The organism is Pontibacillus halophilus JSM 076056 = DSM 19796, from assembly GCF_000425205.1.
Classification (GTDB): domain Bacteria; phylum Bacillota; class Bacilli; order Bacillales; family BH030062; genus Pontibacillus_A; species Pontibacillus_A halophilus.
On the sequence record NZ_AULI01000016.1, the window covers coordinates 22404 to 41371 of the forward strand.

Below are 18968 nucleotides of genomic sequence, written 5' to 3' on the forward strand. Positions count from 1 at the left end.
TAAAAGGGGTAAATGGTCGCAATCTTAATTAATTGAAGTTTCAAACACAATCATTCAAATAAAGAGAAAATTCTTCTATACTAATACAAAGGAACATCAGAGGAGGAACGTACGAAATGGAAATTCCATATACAAAAATGCACGGGTTAGGGAATAGCTACATTTACTTGAACTTATATGATATAGATCTAAGTGAAGAAGAATTAGCACCTCTTGCGATAAAGGTAGCAGATGTAAATACAGGTATTGGGGCAGACGGAATGATTCTGATTCATCCAACTGAGGAAGCCGATGTCGGAATGAGAATCTTCAACAAGGATGGTTCTGAAGGAAAGAACTGTGGCAATGGTTTGCGCTGCGTGGCTAAATACGCTTACGAGAATAGCCTTGTTCATAAAGAAACTTTCACCATTGAAACGAAAGCTGGATTTGTTACCGCTGAAGTTCATGTACAGGACGGGGCGGTCTCAACGGTAACGGTAGATATGGGGGAACCAAAACTTCAACGACCGGAAATCCCAATGGTCGGAGAAGACGTGAAGGTGATCTCTGAACCATTTGAGACGAGTCAAGGTGTGTATGACGTTACAGCTGTATCTATGGGGAATCCACACGCAGTCTTTTATGTAGAGGATATTGAGGGTGCTCCTCTATATGAACTAGGGCCAGAGATTACGGATGACAAGCGCTTCCCAGAAGGTGTGAATGTAGAATTTGTACAAGTTGCATCAACTACAGAATTGCACTTTCGCGTTTGGGAGCGTGGGTCAGGAGTCACTCAAGCTTGTGGTACAGGAGCATGTGCAGCAGCAGTGTCTTCTGTATTAAATGGTTACTGTAACGTTGGAGAGCCTATAACCGTTCATCTAGCTGGTGGTGATTTAATCATCAAATGGGATGAAGAGAACCATGTATGGATGACGGGGGCAGCGGAGACAGTAGCAACGGGTGTCTATTATTGGAAACAGGAAAATTGAAACATGCGGAAGATATCTTGTATACTGACAGTAAGATGTAAATGAAGGAGGGTATCAGGATGCTATTGAACATTACGGATAGTGCGAGTCTTCAAATCCAAGAAATGATGAAGGATGAAGAAGAAAACGTCCTGCTCCGATTCGGTGTAAAAGGTGGAGGCTGTAGCGGTCTTTCCTATGCAATGGGATTCGATTACGAACAAAAGGAAACGGACCAAACGTTTGAAGCGAACGGAATTTCAGTAATTATGAATAAAGAAGATGCAGCGCTTGTCGAAGGAACAACCATTGATTTCAAACAGAACATGATGGGCGGCGGATTTACAATTGATAATCCAAACGCGATTGCATCATGCGGTTGTGGATCGTCCTTTAAGACGGCGTCAAACGCTGGTACACCATCTGAGAATTGCTAACAACTCTTCAACCTTCTCCAATCCAATTGGGGGAGGTTTTTTTATGGTTCATGGGGATGGTCATCCTCATAAGTAAACCAATTGGTGAGTTGCTCAACTCCGTTACCGATAAGAAATAAGGCATAGAACCAGCTCATTCGAATCCCTCCATTCTTTCTATTCTCTTAGAAAGCAACTTGAAAACGAAAGGTTATCTGGTTATTATCTCCTTAAATTTAATAAAGTAAGCACGAAAGCACTTGAATGGTAAATGGTAGTGGCTTACTTTAGCGCTCGAGTGTCCTATACGAATAGAGAAAACGCCTGTTCCTAATGGAACAGGCGTTTCAACGTTCTATTGTCCAAATAATGAGGTAGAGTGTTTCGGCTGAACTTTCGCTTCTGGGTCCATGTAGGCCTTCGCGTTGTTGACCGCCGTTGGGCCTTCACCGAATCCTGATGCGATTAGTTTCACTTTACCAGGGTAAGTAGCAATGTCACCAGCAGCGTAAATACCAGGGATGTTCGTCTCCATGCGAGTATTGACTACGATGCTGTTCTTCTCAAGTTCTAACTCCCATTCCTTTATCGGTCCAAGGGAAGAGACGAATCCGTAGTTTACGATTACAGAATCAACATCAATCGTTTCAACTCTGTCTCCTTTAGATTCTTTCAGTACAACTTGCTCGACTTTGTCTGTACCGATTAACTCTTGTGGTGAGAAAGGCGTCATGATGTTAATGCTTGAATTACGCAATTGCTCTACACTATGCTCGTGTGCGCGGAATTTATCACGACGGTGGACGATGGTAACGGATTTCGCAATTGGCTCAAGCATAAGCGCCCAGTCTACTGCTGAGTCTCCGCCGCCTAGCACCATCACATTTTGTCCTGCGTATTGTTGCATATCTTCAACATGGTAGTGAAGATTCTTTCCTTCAAATTCACGAGAACCTTCAAGTTCAATGCGACGTGGTTGGAAGGCTCCATTTCCTGCTGTCACAATGATTGTACGTGTGTAATGTACAACCTTATTTGTTGTCAGCTTAATGGTTCCATCTTCTAAACGCTCTACAGTTTGTACTTCTTCTTCAAGGGCGATCGCAGGGTCAAACTGACCAGCTTGTTCTTTTAAGTTGTCTACTAGCTCTTGAGCTTGTACTTTAGGGAAACCAGCTACGTCATAAATATATTTTTCAGGGTACAATGCGGACAGTTGTCCTCCAAGTTGAGGAAGACTTTCAATAATTTTCACGCTTGCCTGTCGCATTCCTCCATAAAAGGCTGTAAATAAACCGACGGGGCCGCCGCCGATAATGGTAATATCATATACTTGATCTGACACGACATAATCCTCCATTCTTCTTCAATCATGCCCTCATTTTAACACATTCTTTACCTTTTGCTATTTTTAATCACAAAAATTAGGCACTAGCAGGGAGAAGTATGAAAATTTAGATTCTCATAAATCGACATATAAGGGTTGAAAATTGGGGAAAAAAGGACTAAGATATTTTTAGAAAATATTTTACGAATTTATGACAATTCTATAAACAGGGTATGTCTTTTTTTATGTCCTAGTTCGTGAAGTGAGTCACAAGCGAAAATGTTTATTTTCATGAATCGGGAACTGCATTAGCGCTAAAACTATAGTGGGAAGTGATAAGAATGAATAGACCTAATATTGTCGTTCTTGGTGCTGGTTACGGCGGGATGATTACGACAACTCGCCTACAGAAAATGCTTGGTGCCAACGAAGCCAATATCACTTTAGTGAACAAGCATAATTACCATTATCAAACTACATGGCTTCATGAAAACGCAGCAGGTACGTTGCACCAGGATCGCACTCGTATCAAAATTTCTGACGTAGTTGATACAAATCGTGTGAATTTCGTTCAAGATACAGTTGTTTCAATCCAACCTGAAGAGAAGAAAGTTAAGCTTGAAGACGGTGAATTGGATTATGACTATCTTGTAATCGGACTTGGGTTCGAAGCAGAAACATTTGGAATTAGCGGATTGAAAGAACACGCATTTTCCATTACGAACATTAATAACTCTCGTCTAATCCGTGAGCATATTGATTACACATTCGCTCAGTACAACAACCAAAAAGATGAACATAAAGAAGACTTGAACATCGTAGTTGGTGGTGCTGGTTTCACTGGTATCGAATTCGTAGGTGAAATGGCAAACCGTATTCCTGAGCTTTGTGAAGAATACGATGTTCCACGCGATAAAGTTCGCTTAATCAACGTAGAGGCTGCTCCGACAGTTCTTCCAGGCTTTGACGAAGCTCTTGTTGAATACGCAATGAACCTTCTTGAAGGAAAAGGCGTAGAATTCAAGACAGGTACAATGCTTAAAGAAGTTCGTGAAGACAGCATCCTTGTTGAGAAAGATGAACAGCAAGAAGTTATCCCAACCAATACAGTCGTATGGGCAGCAGGTGTGCGCGGTAACTCTATCGTGGAAGAGTCTGGCTTTGAAACAATGCGTGGCCGTGTGAAGGTTACTGAAGACCTTCGTGTATCTGGTTACGACGATGTCTTCATCGTTGGTGACTGTGCGTTAATTATTAACGAAGAAACAGATCGCCCTTACCCACCAACTGCACAAATTGCAATCCAAGAAGCCGTTCAAACTGCGAAGAACCTCCAAACGCTTGTACGTGGCGGAGACAAGCTTGAAGGCTTTGTTCCAAACCTACAAGGTACAGTAGCATCTCTTGGTGAAGGGAAAGCGATTGGTGTTATCCTTGATGGCAAGAAATTATTCGGTTGGACAGCTTCTGTTATGAAGAAAGTCATCGATAACCGTTACCTATTGAAACTAGGCGGCATCGGTCTACTTCTTAAAAAAGGGAAGTTCAACATTTTCACGAAATAATAGCAAAGAAAGCAAAGGCGACGAGCCTTTGCTTTTTTTTATGGAAGGATATAAAATAAATGTAAACCATTACAACGAACTAAGAAAGATTCACGGCTTTCGTTAAGGGGGATATTCGTTTGGGGTTTAACATCGTACAAGCTTTTGTTTCTGTATTGTTATTTTTTGTTTTGTTCTTTGGGATTTCTTTCATTGTGAACATGCTCTTCCGTAAAACGTGGGTGATGGCAATTGTTTATCCGGTCATTATCATCTTTATTATTGATAATATTGGAATTATGGAATATTTCACCGCGCCTAGTACGTCCGTTCAGACCGCGTGGGGACACCTTATACGCTTAACAATTGTGGACGGTGTTATTCTTTCTTCAGGCCTAATTGGAGTGCTTGTGTCGGGTATTGTCATTCGCACGTTACGAGCAAGAGGATACCAGATGTTTTAAGGGTGCAAGTTGCTTCTTGCAATTAGAAAGGCAGAGGCCTAATCGGCTTTCTGTCATTTTTTTGTGTTTATAATTCAGAATACTCAATCTTTTAATGTGTTTTTGTATACTTTTCACCTCTTTAGGAAAGGATGACACGGAGAGAGGTGTTAACTATTGAAGAAAATAAACGTATGGCTAAATCGTATTCTTATCGTCATATTAGCTGTGGGAGCAATCTATTCAACTCTCACCACAATCTCAAACGTTTCAGCAACGGATGTGAAACGTTCGTTATCGATAGGGATAGAGACTGTAGCCGCATCGGAAGTTCCAGGCGTACATAGCCTTTACCGCTCGCTAGGATTTGAGTCTAAAGGTTTCAAGCATCGAAAGCCCCATATGAGATACATTTCCAGTCAAGAAGTAGAAGGGCCACAGAAATTGGCTGATGTCATTGACCTAAGTCAATATGAGACGGCGACCGTTTTGGCGACTGGCTATACTGCTGGTGTAGAGTCGACTGGGAAAAATCCAGGACATCCTCTATATGGCATAACCTATTCTGGCGTGAAAGTTACGAGAGACCTTTATTCAACGATTGCGGCTGACTTAACCATTTTCCCAATTGGAACGGTTCTCTTTATCCCAGACTATGGTTATGGAGTGGTAGCGGACAAGGGCGGTGCGATTAAGGGTAATAAGATTGATCTATACTATGAAACGGTAGCAGATGTATATGAGAATTGGGGAAAGAAAACTGTAGAGGTATACGTCGTGAAGATGGGTGAGGGACAGTTAACTGAGGAGCAGTTGTTAGAGTTAAATGAAACAGAAGCGCTCCAAGTCTTTCGTGAGGAAATAAAGAAGAGTTAAGCAACATAGATAAAGAGCCACAGGTGTGGCTCTTTTTTATATGAATTGATAGAGAACAACGGTTAAGATAATTCCAGTTAATCCTCCAAAGAATACCTCTATTGGTTGGTGCCCTAGAAGTTCCTTCAACTCTTCACGTTTCGCAAAGTCATCCTTGCTGTTCCAGAGCTTTGCTTCTTCCATAAAGCGTGTGAAATCTTTGGAGAGCTGGTTGAGCATAATCGCTTGTTCACCAGTTTGGCGTCGTACCCCAGTTGAATCGAACATAACAATAATCGCGAACACACATGCCACGGCGAAGATGTTCGAATCTAATCCTTCTTGAATGCCTACCCCAGTTGCGAGAGCTGTTACAGCTGCCGAGTGACTACTTGGCATTCCTCCTGTAGCAAAGGCCAATCCAGGGTCAAATTTTCTTGATGCAAGGAATTCAATGGGAATTTTGACGACTTGGGCAAAGACGATAGCGCATAAAGATGCCCAAAGTGGAAAGTTGTAGAATAATTCCATAAGCGGCGTTCATCCTTTCTGTATGTAAGAAGAGCTTTTGTCCCACATTCCCTTTATTATACCTATTTTAACATGACATTCTTGATGAATTGGTGAGAATCGTCAAAACGTGTGTTAAGAGTAAGTAAAGAATGATGACTGTTAGTTACAAGAGACACGAGCATCCCCAAACGTTTCTTAAAACCGTAACATCCCTATATTCTGTATAATAGGTGGTGGAGGTGTTGTTATGTATACAGTAAGAAAAGATGGACTCTTTGAATCTGGAAAGGCACTTGTCATTGGGTTATTCCATGAGAATAAACGGCAGCAGCCGGTTTATCAAGAATTAAATGAGCGGTTGAACCATGCGCTAGATGTCTATATCCAAAACGGGGACGTATCTAACGATTATAAACATATTTCGAAAGTTTATACGCTAAACCTCGTTCCTGTTGAACGGATTTATGTTGTAGGGCTCGGTAAGAAGAAGGAATTGACGACGAATAAGTTGAAAAATGCGTTCGGAGCGTTAGCAAAGCGTGTAAAGCAAGACGGGGTGGAGGAGCTTAGGTTCGCTCTTTCTAGTTTCACTACGAATGATCTAACGGATTCCTTAGTTACAGAGGCGCTTGCAGAAGCGGTTCAAATGGCTCCCTATGAGTTTGAGCATTACAAAACGATGAATGAACGGCCTTCAACTCGATTGCTACAGGTCGAATTGGTTTCAGTAGAAGATGAACAGCGATTGCTACAAGCGGCCAAAAAGGGGGAAGCGCTAGGGCATGGCGTGAATACAGCTCGTCACCTTGTTCAATTGCCTGGGAATTTATTGACGGCAACAGACATGGCAGCGTTTGCTCGGTCGCTTGCAGAAGAGCATGGATTTGAAATTGAAGTACTAGAGAAAGAAGACATGCAGCAGCTAGGCATGGGGGCATTGCTTGCTGTGAACCAAGGCTCTACCGAACCGCCGAAAATGATTGTACTACGTTATCAGGGGAAAGAAGTTTGGCAGAATGCCATCGGATTAGTAGGAAAGGGCATTACCTTTGACACTGGTGGGTATTCGATTAAGACGAAGGAAGGTATTGTCGGTATGAAAGGGGACATGGGCGGTGCTGCTGCTGTCCTAGGTGCTATGGATACGATTGGTCGTTTACGCCCGAAACAAAACGTGGTGGCCGTCATCCCATCGACGGACAATATGATAAGTGGCGGAGCGATGAAGCCAGATGATGTCATTACGTCACTAAGTGGCAAGACAATTGAAGTCTTAAACACGGACGCAGAAGGAAGATTAGCGCTTGCAGATGGAATTACCTACGCCAAGCATCATAAGGCTGAGAAGGTGATTGATGTAGCCACTCTTACAGGTGGGGTCATTGTGGCGTTAGGCGATGGAACGACCGGGGCTATGACGAATAACGCTTCGTTATATGGCGAGATTGAAACGGCCTCCAAAGTTACGGACGAGCCAATTTGGCAGTTGCCTTATAACAAGCAGTACCGTGATAAAGTTCGGTCTAGTGAGTTGGCTGACCTGAACAACTCTCCAGGTCGTAAAGCGCACGCAATCATGGCCGGAGCATTCTTAGCGGAATTTGCAGAACAAACGCCATGGGTCCACCTCGATATCGCAGGAACCGCTCAATCAGATACCGCTACGGACTTAGGACCAAAAGGCCCGACAGGAGTTATGTCTAGAACATTAGCTACTTATATTCTCGGTCAATAACAGGATTGGTTACAAATTTTTTGAGGGTGCGGGAAATAGATAGGATAGAACACGTCTAGTAATCTAGGCGTGTTTTTATTACGCATGGTTTGGAATGACTTGAGTGTTGTGGAACCCTTACATCCATCGAATGGCTAAGGTAAGCTTACAACATTCATAATCTCCAGTCCGTTTCGTTAAGACAACGGTTAAATTATCGGGATTATAATCAAGTGTGAAGGGGTGAAGTAAATTTAACTGCTTAAACATCGCCACGACTTCATTGTGGTTGGATTGTTGAGCATGCTCCATGACTTCGACTGAAAATGTACGAGAAGTTGACAATTTACTTGTAATCTTTTCAGCATCTTTATATAAGGCGGAGAAATTATCGGCCGATTGAATAAATCGATCTGGATTAATGTCTGGAAATTTCTTTTGTCTTGTAGGTACGAATGCTGGGTATATAACATGTAAGCAAACCGGTACATAATACACGTACATCCTCCTCTCATCCATACACTATATGTGTTGGCTTTAGCGTGCATGAAAAAAAGACCTGAACGCTCGGGTTCAGGTCTTACTTCATTAGTCTTGAATGGCTGCTTCTAAAGCAATCTCAATCATTTCATTGAAAGTTGTTTGACGCTCTTGTGCGGTTGTTTCTTCGCCAGTAAGAATGTGATCACTTACTGTTAATACAGATAGCGCTTGGCGGTTGTATTTAGCTGCCAATGTGTAAAGAGCTGTTGTTTCCATTTCAACTGCTAATACGTTATAGCTTGCAAGTTGATTGAAGAGCTCCATTGCATTATCTCTGTAGAAGCTATCGCTTGTGAAGACATTTCCAACGCGGAGGTTTAACCCCTTTTGAACGCCAGCTTCATATGCTGATTTAAGAAGTGGGAAATCTGCAGTTGGTGCATAGTCAATTCCACCGAAGTTCATGCGATTCATCTGGGAGTCTGTAGAGGATGTGGATGCGAGAATGACATCGCGAACGTTCACATCCTCTTGAAGAGCTCCACACGAGCCAACGCGGATAAGTTTCTTCACGTCATAGCTTTGAATTAACTCATTCACATAAATGGAGATTGAAGGTACGCCCATGCCTGTACCTTGAACAGAGATGCGCTCACCTTTGTATGTTCCTGTATATCCATACATGCCGCGAACCTCGTTATAGCAAACGGCATCTTCTAGGAAGTTTTCTGCAATATATTTTGCTCGTAGTGGGTCACCAGGAAGAAGAATCTTATCTGCAATATCTCCCTGATTTGCACCAATATGTACACTCATATGTTGTTGCCTCCTTCTACATTATCTGATGTAAATCTACCATAGTACTAAGGGGAACACAAATGTCGGGAGAGGGTCCCATAGCCATTGAACTTGTTTTCATGTAAAATATTAGTAAGACATGGTTGGAAAGGGAGTTTGGTGTATGCAAGTTTCAGTTTCTAAGTTGCCAGGAATTGGACAGAAGATTTCGTTCCGTACAACGGAGAATAGTCAGCTCGTCCTCATTGTTCATCATACCGGAAAGAGAGAGCTTTATTTCTTTGATGATGCAGATAGCGATGAAGCGGATTTCGCAATGGATTTAACGGCGGATGAAACGAGGGAGCTAGGAGCGCAACTCTTAGGTGCTACCTACCAACCGGTGGATGCCGACAAATTAAAAGTGTTTAAAAATCAGGTCGTTATTGACTGGATTGAAATTAAGCCAGAATCTCCTATTGCTTACCATACGATTGAACAATCGGAGATTCGTAATGAAACTGGTGCGACGATTATTGGAATTGTTAAAGGAGACGACATGATTGCCATTCCGGATGCGGATACAGTGCTTCAACCAGGTGATGTTCTGACTTCAATTGGAAAGAAGGATCAGATAGCAGCACTTTCCGATTTATGTAAAGGAGAGGGTTAAGTCTGATACACATAGAGCTTCCTACAATTCTTGGAGCTGGAATCGTATTGTTGTTCATTTTCTGGCTCGGATTTCTAGGATTAAAGATCAATTTTCCAAACGTTATCCTTTACATTCTGTTAGGTCTAGTGCTTGCAGGAACGCTCCATGATAGTGAAATTCTCCATTTCGCTAGTGAAATCGGAATTGTGTTGCTCTTCTTTTTACTTGGGTTGGAGTTTAATGTTAGTCGACTTCAAGATATCGCCAAGCGAATATGGGGAGCAGGAATTCTTGATATTGTGTTAAATCTTGGCGTTGTAATGGCCATTGCGATCCTATTTGGTCTTGATTGGTTTACTGCGTTCCTAATTGGTGGGGTCACGTATGCGACTAGTTCATCAATCACGGCCAAGTTATTGGATGATCGCAGTCGAATGGCGAACACGGAAACAGAATTTATTCTAGCGTTGCTCATCTTTGAGGACTTGATTGCGCCGATTGTGGTAGCCATTCTTATTGGGATGAGCAGCGGTGATTCGTTTGCTGCTATTGATTTACTTGTATTGCTCGGCAAGATTGTTGGTTTAGGTCTTGGAGCTATCCTCTTAGGGAAATTTGTATTTAAAGGGTTCGGCACGTTCTTGGACAAGATTGATGATGAAGATTTTAAGATTGCATTGCTTATCGGGATTGCGCTCACTTATGGAGGATTGGCACTATTTCTTGGGTTGTCTGAAGTGCTTGGAGCTTTCTTAGCTGGCATCATGCTAAGTGAGGTCGGGAAGATTGAGCGAATTGAGCATACCGTTCTTCCGGTGAAAGATTTGATGCTGCCGTTGTTCTTCGTGTATTTCGGTACGACGGTTGAGCTTTTGAATGGTGTTCCGATGATTATGCTACTAATCATCTTGTTAGTCTGGTCCATGTTCGGGAAAATCCTCGTTGGTATTGTCGGTGGGCGAGTATTCGGCCTTAGTAAGCGTGTGGCCTTTCGAGCGGGATTATCCATTTGTTCTCGTGGAGAGTTTTCGGTCGTCATTGCTGCGTTGGCGGCTGGAACTACGAAAGTATTTTCAGGTATTTATATTATCGCAGCCGCTCTCCTCGGTATGTTGTTCTTTGAGAAGGCTCCCCAATTAACCAATCTCGTATATGGGAAGCCAGTTAAGAAAACAAAGTCACTAAAGGTGCCTGGTAATTAATCCGTAGCCTAGATTAGCGGAAGTATTGGCGTTCAAGGTCTAGTACATTCTCATAAGCGCGCTGATTAAAACTCGTCTCTCTCCGGTTTAACTTATTCTTTAGCTGCTCAACAGCATCTTTTAAAGAGGTCTCATAGGCTGGGATTTCATCGTCATAGTGATGAGCGGCAGCCTTTGGCACATTGGCTTTTTCTCGGAAGCTTAACGCTTTCCGTTGATGGAAGAAGACATTCTCCGTTTGGCCGGGATTGTGAAGGTCCCCTTGTTGAGGGTGCTTGTCCACAGCCAACACTTCTACGAGATAGGCTTGGCCACGGTCCTCGATAATGCGACCAATATAGATTCCGGTTTTATAGTGAGCTTTCACAAGTTGATTTGGCTCCATTCGTGTTCCCCCTTACGTGTCGTGTATCTATCTTAACAAAAGAGGAAGAGGGGACAAAGCTATTCGGGGTTTTGTTTAGTAGTTGATCTTGTAAATTGTAGAAGGGTATGATGCGACATGATGGAGTTTCTTTACTTTCCTCAGGATAAATCGGAATATATTCCTTCCGTGATCACTCTCTTGTTATTCTCTGTTACAGCGATTCTTGTGATGAGATTTATAGTAAAGTATTCTAAGAAAGAACAGGCTCGGGCAGAGTCCCAATATGAAGAATTAAGACATCAAGACGATGTCCAATCTGAGCATCGCTCCTCTTCAGACTCTTAAGTCGTTGAGGAGTTTTTTTATGGATTTAGCTTAGGAAATAGAGTGCGTTCTTTAGTCTACATCCATTATTCGTGCCATATTTAGGGGTCTAATACAGTTAGGAAACGGACAAGATAGAGAGGAGATGAACAATAAGGAGTTAGTTCTATGAAGAAACGGTATGTAAGTGCATTTCTTACAGGAGTATTGGTATTAGGGGGATGTATGAATGAAAATCGTTCCTCTTTAGAAGTTCAGATGTATAATGCATCAGGTGATGCCATAGGTACGGCAACACTTGGGGAACAGTCTGATGGTGTTGGTGTTAAAGTATCTGTAACAGGCCTAAAGCCTGGTCTACATGGAATTCATATACATGAATTTGCAAAGTGCGAAGGGCCTGACTTTAAAACCGCGGGTAACCACTTTAATCCTGATGGCAAGCTACACGGCCTTATGAACCCAGAAGGAGCACATGTTGGTGATTTGCCTAACATTGAAGCTGATGGGAGCGGACTTGCCGAAGCCGAGTTAGTCGTACAAGGGGCAACGATGAAAGATGGGAAGAAATCTTTGCTTCGTGATGAAGGGACTTCAATTATTATTCATGAGAATCAAGATGATGGAGTATCCCAACCCGGAGGAAATGCAGGGGAGCGAATTGCTTGTGGTGTGATTTCTATGAAAGAGAAAAACGGTGAGAATCCACCATCAGACCCTACAGAAACTGGTGACCAAAAGGAAAAAGAATCATAAAAAAAGCGGGATCCCCCCGCTTTTTTTATGTCTTCAACGGTTTAGAGAGCCTCGGTTATACGTCGAATACCTTCTTCGAGCGTAGCTCTAGGACAGGCAATATTGATCCGCATAAACCCTTCCCCTTCTTCTCCGAAAGAAGCACCGTCGTTTAAGCCGACCTTAGCCTTGTGTTGCATAAAGTGTTTTAATTCTTCGTGCTCTAAGCCTAGGCCTCGACAATCGAGCCATATCAAGTAGGTGCCTTCTGGCTCAATAACTTTAATCTTATCTGTAGATGTGCTGATTGTATCAATTACATACTGTTTATTGCCTTCTAGGTAATCGATAAGTTCTTGCAACCATTCATCTCCTTCGGTGTAGGCTGCCTCTAGCGCAGTAATTGCGAAGACATTAAGCATTTTTATCCCTTGGAGTCCGAATTGGCGATCAATTTTCTCTTTTTTGTGTTCATCAGGGGTTACAATATAGGACCCCTGAATGCCGGCTAAGTTAAATGTCTTCGTTGGGGATAAGAGCGTTATGGTCTCTTTAGAAATGTCTTCTGATAATGAGGCAATGGGAACGTGCTTATGGTTACGATAGATCAAATCACTATGAATTTCATCAGATACGATGGGTACGTTGTACATAAGGCAGAGGTCGGCCATTTTCCTTAATTCCTCTTCTGTCCAGACTCTTCCGACAGGATTATGTGGATTACATAGGATAAAGAGCGAGACCCCTTTCTTGAGTTCTTCTTCAAACGACGTGAAATCAATCTCATAGCGTCCCTCCCTTAAGACTAAAGGATTCTTAAGTATTTCACGCTCATGATCCTCTATCACGCTATAAAATGGCGGATACACAGGTGTCTGGATCAAGATTGAATCTCCTCGATTCGTGAGCGCTTCGACAATGGTATGCAACGACGGAACAACCCCTGGGCTATAGGTCAGCCAATCGGTGTTCGTGTTCCAGTCATGTTTAGCTGAGAGCCATTTCTGAATGGTTCCATGCACATACTCATCAGGGACGGTATACCCAAATACCCCGTGCTGAGCTCGCTCAGTCAAAGCGTCAATTACAGCTTCAGGGGCTTTGAAGTCCATATCTGCTACCCACATAGGCAGCACATCCTGATTCTCAAACATCTTCTCAACTAAGTCCCATTTGACGGAACGTGTTTGTGTGCGATCTACAATCTCTGTGAAACGTGACATGCTTATACCTCCTTAGTGACCTTTCTCTCTTCATCTTAATGTAGTTGGCGGAAGATTTGAACTTGTTCCAATAGGAAATACAGACTACCTAAGAGGTAGCCTGTTTATTTAGTGAGCAGAATACAATCATTTGCTCAGTTAATGTCTGCGGAATTTCCTCTGGAAGCAGGTGTCCAATTTTCTCGAATGTTTGTAAAGTGGCGGATGGTAGATCTTGAACCAGCCGGTATCCGAGCGACACAGGTAATACTTTATCCTCTTTCCCCCAAAACACGAGGCAATCGGTTTTTATCTTTCGTAGAAGATCAGAGTTTAAATCCCCTTCTCGATCACGAATCATCTTAGCAAGACAATGAAAAATGTCATCTTTCAAGAAGGGTTGCATATAGCCTTTTATCATCTCTTTGTTAATCATTTGAGCGTCGTATACACAATCGAGTAACGAATCATACACCCCTCGTTTGTGCAGGAAACGTTTCAACATAATTGGGAACGCTGGGAGATAACTCATCGCGTGGAACCAGAAACCTGCCTTCTTAATATAGGTGGAAGGCGCGAATAGAATGAGTTTCTCTATTCGCTCTGGATACATGTGAGCACATAGTAAAGCAATTTGTCCCCCCATTGAATGTCCAGCTACATACGCACGGTGAATACTATGCTTATTCAACAGTTCTACAATTATGGCAGCGAAGTTCCTGTAGGAAAACTGGTAGGTGCGTACTTTATCACTGTTCCCAAACGGAGGGTAGTCAAAAGCAAATACCTCATAATGCTTTGTTAACTCAGGAATCATGTAGCGATAACAAAATTTAGATGATAAAAAGCCGTGGACAAACACAATTGCAGGCTTTGGAGTAGAAGAGGGAAAGTGTTCGTAGCAAATGCGCGTACCGCTATGATCTAACCATTTCTCCTTTCCGTGAATGGTCGTCATTGTCTTCCCTCCATACCAACGTAGCGATGCTCGTTTAGTTACAAATAACCTTTTATGAGGAGGTTAAACCTGGTGATGTACGTTTAACAAACTTCAATTCATGAAGGTATTGTTAGCTTTTGCTCCTAGCGAATGAACATACGCGGTATAAAATGTAACCAAACTGAAAAAATCCAAAAAAAAAAGCAAAGCGTCTATGTACGCTTTGCATTACAGGGGGAATACGAGAAAGTCTTACAATAGTCACTATTGCCTGAAACGAATAGGGATAAACCTGAATCTTTAATTTTTATACTTTATTTCGTATAACATTTTCATGACATGCAAGTAATCCTCTTCCGTAAAATCTTTAGCCTGTCTTAAGATTAGTTTGGCACGTCTTAAACCGATTGTCTCAACGAGTGAACGGATTTCCTCGTCAATACCTAAGTCCGACTCTTCACTACCCGTTTCCATGAAATCGGAGGCGGGGACATCTAACACAGTCGAAATCTTCAAGACCATATTTGTATCAGGATGAAGCTCGTTCTGTTCGAGCTTATGTACAGTAGCAATTCCAGTGCGTAGCTTAATGGCGAATTCTTCTTCTGATAATCCTTGCTCTTTCCGATAACGCCGAATGTTCTCTCCAATGGTCATACGAATCCCTCCCGATGGAATGTTACTTCTATCATAGCACGAGAGTTATGAGAAAATTGGCGAAAATCGGAAGTAAATGTGAATCTTTCTTTAATAGGGAAAGAAAGATTCAAGAAGTTTGGATAGGTGTTTTGATACTTTGAACAAATTATGCTATAATCATTAATTGCGTGAAAAGAAAACGAGAAAATTAATTCGGGAGTTGTATATACGTATGGCAAATTATGAAGCAGGACAAATCCTAGACGGTAAAGTTACTGGAATTCAACCTTATGGTGCATTCGTTGCACTAGACGAACAAGTACAAGGCTTAGTTCACATTTCTGAAGTTACACACGGTTTCGTTAAGGACATTAACCAACACCTAACAGTAGGTGACGAAGTTAAGGTTAAAATCCTAAACATCGACGAACAGAAAGGTAAATATTCTCTTTCTATCCGTGCGACTCAGGAAGCACCTAAAGAGCAACCACGTAAGCAACAGTCTAAGCCACAGAACAGCCAAGTTAAATCTGCTGATGAGAACACAACACCAGCTGGTTTCAACACGCTTAAAGACAAGCTTGATGAGTGGATTGATCAGTCTAAAGAGCGCGAAAACACATTCCGTAAGTAATAAAAAAGTCCGGTCAATATTGACCGGACTTTTTTATATCTTATTTGACTTCAGGCTCAGCGGCGTCTGACATTTCTTCGCTAGGTTTGAATAAAAGGGAAATGACAACAAGCCCGCTAATACCTACTAGCGTGTAGATGACACGTGCAAATGCTCCACTTTGTTCTCCACCGCCAAATAGAGCTGCCACTAAGTCAAATTGAAACAAACCGATAAGTCCCCAGTTAATGGCTCCTATAATGGTGAGTAGGAGTGCCACTCGTTGTAGTACGCTCATCGTACTTTCCTCCTTCGTATAGTAGATTCAGTAATTAGAGTGACTACTTTCTGAGAAAATATACTCAACCGAAAGAAAAACATCTGTATAGAGTTCTAAACCCCTTATAAACAAATCTTTTGAAAAGGGATGGGCTTTTAGGACATAATAAAGTCCGTGCTACATATTTAAGTAAAGGAGAGATTGTAGTGGAAAATTTTGTGTTTCATAATCCGACGAAACTAATCTTTGGTAAAGAACAATTAGATCAGTTGAAGACTGAAATTCCTGCTTCTGCTAAGAAAGTATTACTAGTATACGGTGGCGGAAGTATTAAACGTAGCGGTCTATACGACGAAGTCATGAATAAATTAAACGAAATGGACGTAGAAGTTCATGAACTTTCAGGTGTTGAACCGAACCCACGTTTAACAACCGTTCATAAAGGGGTTCAAATTGCAAAAGATGAAAACATCGATTTTCTTCTTGCTGTAGGTGGCGGAAGTGTTATTGACGCTACGAAGACGATTGCAGCAGGAGCAAAATACGATGGAGATGCTTGGGACCTTGTGACTCGTCAAGCTCCTGCAGAAGAAGCTCTTCCATTTGGTACGGTTCTTACCTTAGCAGCTACTGGTTCAGAAATGAACGCTGGCGCTGTTATTACAAATTGGGAAACGAATGAGAAGTATGGCTGGGGTGCACCTGTAACTTATCCTAAATTCTCTATTCTTGATCCGACCAATACAATGACGGTTCCTCGTGATCAGACGATTTACGGCATTGTAGATATGATGAGCCATATCTTCGAACAGTACTTCCACCAGCCTACAAATGCCCCGGTTCAAGACCGTATGGCAGAAGGCGTTATGAAGGCTGTTATTGAAGCGGCTCCTAAGCTTCTTGAAGACCTAGAATCTTATGAACATCGTGAAACGATTCTTTATGCTGGGACAATCGCGTTGAACGGAATGCTGCAAATGGGATACCGTGGAGACTGGGCAAGTCACAACATTGAGCACGCTGTATCTGCTGTGTACGATATTCCTCATGCTGGTGGGTTGGCAATTCTATTCCCGAACTGGATGGAGCACAACATTGACCATAACACAGAACGATTCAAGCAAATGGCAGTGCGTATCTTTGATGTAGACCCAACAGGCAAAGACGACCGTGAAGTAGGTCTAGAAGGAATTCAGAAATTACGTGAATTCTGGAAGTCACTAGGTGCACCAAGTACACTTGGAGATTATGACATCTCTGACGATCAGTTTGATTTAATTGCTGACCGTGCAATGAAACGTGGAGCATTCGGAAACTTCCGTACGCTTGAGCACGACGATGTACTTGAAATTCTTAAGAAATCCCTATAAGGTTAAAGAAACAGGCTATCCACTAGCCTGTTTCTTTTATTACGTAAAGATTTTGTTATTGTATTCGCTTACATGGTGACCTTGTCTTGATTTACTGTAAGCGTTTCGATAAAGTGAAAAATGGATAGAAAAATTGGAGGGATACATATGACTCACATTCGTTTTGATTACGAAAAAGCGCTCTCATTTTTCGGTGAACATGAGCTCACATACATGAAAGAAGCGGTTCAATCCGCTCATCACTCACTACACGCGAAAACAGGCGCAGGAAACGACTTTCTAGGTTGGTTAGACCTTCCTGAGAACTATGATAAAGAAGAATTTGCACGCATCCAAAAAGCAGCAAGCAAGATTCAATCTGATTCTGATGTGTTGCTTGTTGTAGGGATTGGTGGTTCTTATCTAGGTGCACGTGCTGCGCTTGAGATGCTGAACCATTCTTTCTACAACGAGTTAGCAAGTGAAGACCGTAAAGCACCTCAGGTGTTCTTCGTTGGGAACAGCATCAGTGCTCCATATATCAATGAACTATTCGACGTCCTTAAAGACAAAGATGTGTCCGTAAACGTAATTTCGAAGAGTGGAACAACAACAGAACCTGCAATTGCTTTCCGCATCTTCCGTAAGTTCCTTGAAGATAAGTATGGCCAAGAAGAAGCGCGCCGTCGTATTTACGCGACAACAGACAAGCAAAAAGGGGCGCTAAAAACATTAGCGGATGAAGAAGGATATGAAAGCTTCGTAATCCCTGATGATGTTGGCGGTCGTTTCTCTGTACTTACTGCAGTAGGACTCTTGCCAATTGCAGCCACTGGCATCGATATTGAGGCGATGATGAAAGGGGCAAAAGACGCACGTTCTGAGCTAAGCAGTGAAGAGTTGTCTCAAAACCCTGCCTACCAATACGCAGCGGTTCGTAACGTCCTTTATAACAAAGGGAAGACAATTGAAATGCTTGTAAACTATGAGCCATCCCTTCAGTACTTTGCTGAATGGTGGAAGCAACTATTTGGAGAAAGTGAAGGGAAAGACCAAAAAGGCATCTTCCCAGCATCTGCAAACTTCTCTACGGACCTTCACTCATTAGGTCAATATGTACAAGATGGTCGTCGTGACTTATTTGAGACCGTTCTACACGTGGAGCAGCCAAAGAGTGACGTTACAATTTCAGAAGAAGAACAAAATCTGGATGGATTGAACTACTTAGCTGGAGAAACAGTCGACTTTGTAAATGAGAAAGCTTATGAAGGCACACTGCTAGCTCATACAGATGGTCAAGTACCAAACCTTGTATTACATGTACCAAAGCTTGACGCGTACACGTTTGGTTACCTTGTTTACTTCTTTGAGAAAGCATGCGCGATTAGCGGCTACATTCTTGGAGTAAATCCGTTTGACCAGCCTGGTGTGGAGGCGTACAAGAAGAACATGTTCGCTCTTCTAGGAAAGCCTGGATTTGAAGAACTTAAATCACAGTTAGAGAAACGTCTAAATCAATAAGTGAAACATAAGGCTGTCGAGAAGTGCTCGATAGCCTTATTTCTTATCGTTTCGAGGAGCCTTTTGGGCTCGACTATAGAAAGAGTGATGGTCTTTCCTCTTGATAGCAAGAA

General features: G+C 42.3%; 22 protein-coding genes. 13 read left to right on the plus strand and 9 right to left on the minus strand.

Translation table 11 applies throughout. The annotated features are described in order from the left end of the window. Positions 1-116: 116 nt before the first annotated feature. Complete coding sequence (gene dapF / locus H513_RS0114495; protein WP_026801368.1) at positions 117-977, plus strand: diaminopimelate epimerase; 861 nt, start codon at positions 117-119, stop codon at positions 975-977. Between the two features lie 59 nt (positions 978-1036). Next, entirely contained in the window at positions 1037-1393 is a 357-nt protein-coding gene (locus H513_RS0114500; RefSeq protein WP_036770593.1) for a HesB/IscA family protein, read from the plus strand. A gap of 334 nt (positions 1394-1727) precedes the next feature. Here H513_RS0114500 and H513_RS0114510 read toward each other — a convergent pair whose 3' ends face one another. Then, complete coding sequence (locus H513_RS0114510; RefSeq protein WP_407946634.1) at positions 1728-2717, minus strand: NAD(P)/FAD-dependent oxidoreductase; 990 nt, start codon at positions 2715-2717, stop codon at positions 1728-1730. Positions 2718-3040: 323 nt separating this feature from the next. Between H513_RS0114510 and H513_RS0114515 the strand changes: the two genes are divergently transcribed. The 3 genes from H513_RS0114515 to H513_RS0114525 all read left to right on the plus strand — a co-directional run bounded on the left by H513_RS0114515 (position 3041) and on the right by H513_RS0114525 (position 5562). Beyond that, entirely contained in the window at positions 3041-4264 is a 1224-nt protein-coding gene (locus H513_RS0114515; protein WP_026801371.1) for an NAD(P)/FAD-dependent oxidoreductase, read from the plus strand. A 119-nt stretch (positions 4265-4383) separates the two neighbouring features. Next, positions 4384-4707, plus strand: coding sequence for a YuiB family protein (locus H513_RS0114520; RefSeq protein ID WP_231572135.1), 324 nt, complete (start codon positions 4384-4386; stop codon positions 4705-4707). A gap of 156 nt (positions 4708-4863) precedes the next feature. After that, a complete protein-coding gene (locus tag H513_RS0114525; RefSeq protein ID WP_026801373.1) occupies positions 4864-5562 on the plus strand; it encodes a 3D domain-containing protein in 699 nt (232 codons plus the stop codon). Positions 5563-5598: 36 nt separating this feature from the next. On the opposite strand, the gene H513_RS0114530 is transcribed toward H513_RS0114525, so the two are convergent. Then, positions 5599-6072, minus strand: coding sequence for a divergent PAP2 family protein (locus H513_RS0114530; protein WP_026801374.1), 474 nt, complete (start codon positions 6070-6072; stop codon positions 5599-5601). A 229-nt stretch (positions 6073-6301) separates the two neighbouring features. Here H513_RS0114530 and H513_RS0114535 point away from each other — a divergent pair, with 229 nt between their 5' ends. Further along, on the plus strand, positions 6302-7789 hold the full coding sequence (locus H513_RS0114535) for a leucyl aminopeptidase (RefSeq protein ID WP_026801375.1): 1488 nt from the start codon (positions 6302-6304) through the stop codon (positions 7787-7789). 117 nt (positions 7790-7906) lie between these two features. Here the strand turns inward: H513_RS0114535 and H513_RS0114540 are convergent, their stop codons facing one another. Together H513_RS0114540 and deoD are read right to left on the minus strand one after the other, a co-directional pair. Continuing rightward, complete coding sequence (locus H513_RS0114540; RefSeq protein ID WP_026801376.1) at positions 7907-8266, minus strand: YuzC family spore coat inner layer protein; 360 nt, start codon at positions 8264-8266, stop codon at positions 7907-7909. A 90-nt stretch (positions 8267-8356) separates the two neighbouring features. Beyond that, on the minus strand, positions 8357-9067 hold the full coding sequence (gene deoD / locus H513_RS0114545; RefSeq protein WP_026801377.1) for a purine-nucleoside phosphorylase: 711 nt from the start codon (positions 9065-9067) through the stop codon (positions 8357-8359). Between the two features lie 145 nt (positions 9068-9212). On the opposite strand from deoD, the gene H513_RS0114550 reads away from it, so the two are divergent. Together H513_RS0114550 and H513_RS0114555 are read left to right on the plus strand one after the other, a co-directional pair. Beyond that, on the plus strand, positions 9213-9701 hold the full coding sequence (locus H513_RS0114550; RefSeq protein WP_026801378.1) for a cation:proton antiporter regulatory subunit: 489 nt from the start codon (positions 9213-9215) through the stop codon (positions 9699-9701). A 47-nt stretch (positions 9702-9748) separates the two neighbouring features. Then, positions 9749-10885, plus strand: coding sequence for a cation:proton antiporter (locus H513_RS0114555; RefSeq protein ID WP_231572134.1), 1137 nt, complete (start codon positions 9749-9751; stop codon positions 10883-10885). 13 nt (positions 10886-10898) lie between these two features. On the opposite strand, the gene kapB is transcribed toward H513_RS0114555, so the two are convergent. Continuing rightward, a complete protein-coding gene (gene kapB / locus H513_RS0114560; RefSeq protein WP_026801380.1) occupies positions 10899-11270 on the minus strand; it encodes a kinase-associated lipoprotein KapB in 372 nt (123 codons plus the stop codon). Between the two features lie 117 nt (positions 11271-11387). On the opposite strand from kapB, the gene H513_RS0114565 reads away from it, so the two are divergent. Together H513_RS0114565 and H513_RS0114570 are read left to right on the plus strand one after the other, a co-directional pair. Further along, entirely contained in the window at positions 11388-11597 is a 210-nt protein-coding gene (locus H513_RS0114565; protein ID WP_026801381.1) for a hypothetical protein, read from the plus strand. Between the two features lie 147 nt (positions 11598-11744). Beyond that, positions 11745-12332 carry a superoxide dismutase family protein gene (locus tag H513_RS0114570; protein WP_026801382.1) on the plus strand — a complete coding sequence of 196 codons (588 nt, stop codon included), beginning with the start codon at positions 11745-11747 and terminating at the stop codon, positions 12330-12332. A gap of 41 nt (positions 12333-12373) precedes the next feature. Here H513_RS0114570 and H513_RS0114575 read toward each other — a convergent pair whose 3' ends face one another. The 3 genes from H513_RS0114575 to H513_RS0114585 all read right to left on the minus strand — a co-directional run bounded on the left by H513_RS0114575 (position 12374) and on the right by H513_RS0114585 (position 15110). Further along, positions 12374-13534 carry a MalY/PatB family protein gene (locus H513_RS0114575; protein WP_026801383.1) on the minus strand — a complete coding sequence of 387 codons (1161 nt, stop codon included), beginning with the start codon at positions 13532-13534 and terminating at the stop codon, positions 12374-12376. Positions 13535-13622: 88 nt separating this feature from the next. Then, entirely contained in the window at positions 13623-14471 is an 849-nt protein-coding gene (locus H513_RS0114580) for an alpha/beta fold hydrolase (protein WP_051240039.1), read from the minus strand. 282 nt (positions 14472-14753) lie between these two features. Then, entirely contained in the window at positions 14754-15110 is a 357-nt protein-coding gene (locus tag H513_RS0114585) for a helix-turn-helix domain-containing protein (RefSeq protein ID WP_026801385.1), read from the minus strand. Positions 15111-15324: 214 nt separating this feature from the next. On the opposite strand from H513_RS0114585, the gene yugI reads away from it, so the two are divergent. After that, positions 15325-15726, plus strand: coding sequence for a S1 domain-containing post-transcriptional regulator GSP13 (gene yugI, locus H513_RS0114590; RefSeq protein ID WP_026801386.1), 402 nt, complete (start codon positions 15325-15327; stop codon positions 15724-15726). 40 nt (positions 15727-15766) lie between these two features. Here the strand turns inward: yugI and H513_RS0114595 are convergent, their stop codons facing one another. Beyond that, complete coding sequence (locus H513_RS0114595; protein ID WP_026801387.1) at positions 15767-16003, minus strand: DUF378 domain-containing protein; 237 nt, start codon at positions 16001-16003, stop codon at positions 15767-15769. A 188-nt stretch (positions 16004-16191) separates the two neighbouring features. On the opposite strand from H513_RS0114595, the gene H513_RS0114600 reads away from it, so the two are divergent. Beyond that, complete coding sequence (locus H513_RS0114600) at positions 16192-17355, plus strand: iron-containing alcohol dehydrogenase (protein ID WP_026801388.1); 1164 nt, start codon at positions 16192-16194, stop codon at positions 17353-17355. Between the two features lie 147 nt (positions 17356-17502). Further along, positions 17503-18855 carry a glucose-6-phosphate isomerase gene (locus H513_RS0114605; protein ID WP_026801389.1) on the plus strand — a complete coding sequence of 451 codons (1353 nt, stop codon included), beginning with the start codon at positions 17503-17505 and terminating at the stop codon, positions 18853-18855. Positions 18856-18968: the final 113 nt, after the last annotated feature.

Coding starts and splice junctions, on each gene's coding strand:
- H513_RS0114535 (WP_026801375.1), top strand. CDS start 6,302: ATGTATACAGTAAGAAAAGATGGACTCTTTGAATCTGGAAAGGCACTT.
- H513_RS0114500 (WP_036770593.1), top strand. CDS start 1,037: ATGCTATTGAACATTACGGATAGTGCGAGTCTTCAAATCCAAGAAATG.
- H513_RS0114575 (WP_026801383.1), bottom strand. CDS start 13,534: ATGTCACGTTTCACAGAGATTGTAGATCGCACACAAACACGTTCCGTC.
- H513_RS0114515 (WP_026801371.1), top strand. CDS start 3,041: ATGAATAGACCTAATATTGTCGTTCTTGGTGCTGGTTACGGCGGGATG.
- H513_RS0114580 (WP_051240039.1), bottom strand. CDS start 14,471: ATGACGACCATTCACGGAAAGGAGAAATGGTTAGATCATAGCGGTACG.
- H513_RS0114550 (WP_026801378.1), top strand. CDS start 9,213: ATGCAAGTTTCAGTTTCTAAGTTGCCAGGAATTGGACAGAAGATTTCG.
- yugI (WP_026801386.1), top strand. CDS start 15,325: ATGGCAAATTATGAAGCAGGACAAATCCTAGACGGTAAAGTTACTGGA.
- kapB (WP_026801380.1), bottom strand. CDS start 11,270: ATGGAGCCAAATCAACTTGTGAAAGCTCACTATAAAACCGGAATCTAT.
- H513_RS0114565 (WP_026801381.1), top strand. CDS start 11,388: ATGATGGAGTTTCTTTACTTTCCTCAGGATAAATCGGAATATATTCCT.
- H513_RS0114585 (WP_026801385.1), bottom strand. CDS start 15,110: ATGACCATTGGAGAGAACATTCGGCGTTATCGGAAAGAGCAAGGATTA.
- H513_RS0114530 (WP_026801374.1), bottom strand. CDS start 6,072: ATGGAATTATTCTACAACTTTCCACTTTGGGCATCTTTATGCGCTATC.
- dapF (WP_026801368.1), top strand. CDS start 117: ATGGAAATTCCATATACAAAAATGCACGGGTTAGGGAATAGCTACATT.
- H513_RS0114605 (WP_026801389.1), top strand. CDS start 17,503: ATGACTCACATTCGTTTTGATTACGAAAAAGCGCTCTCATTTTTCGGT.
- deoD (WP_026801377.1), bottom strand. CDS start 9,067: ATGAGTGTACATATTGGTGCAAATCAGGGAGATATTGCAGATAAGATT.
- H513_RS0114595 (WP_026801387.1), bottom strand. CDS start 16,003: ATGAGCGTACTACAACGAGTGGCACTCCTACTCACCATTATAGGAGCC.
- H513_RS0114570 (WP_026801382.1), top strand. CDS start 11,745: ATGAAGAAACGGTATGTAAGTGCATTTCTTACAGGAGTATTGGTATTA.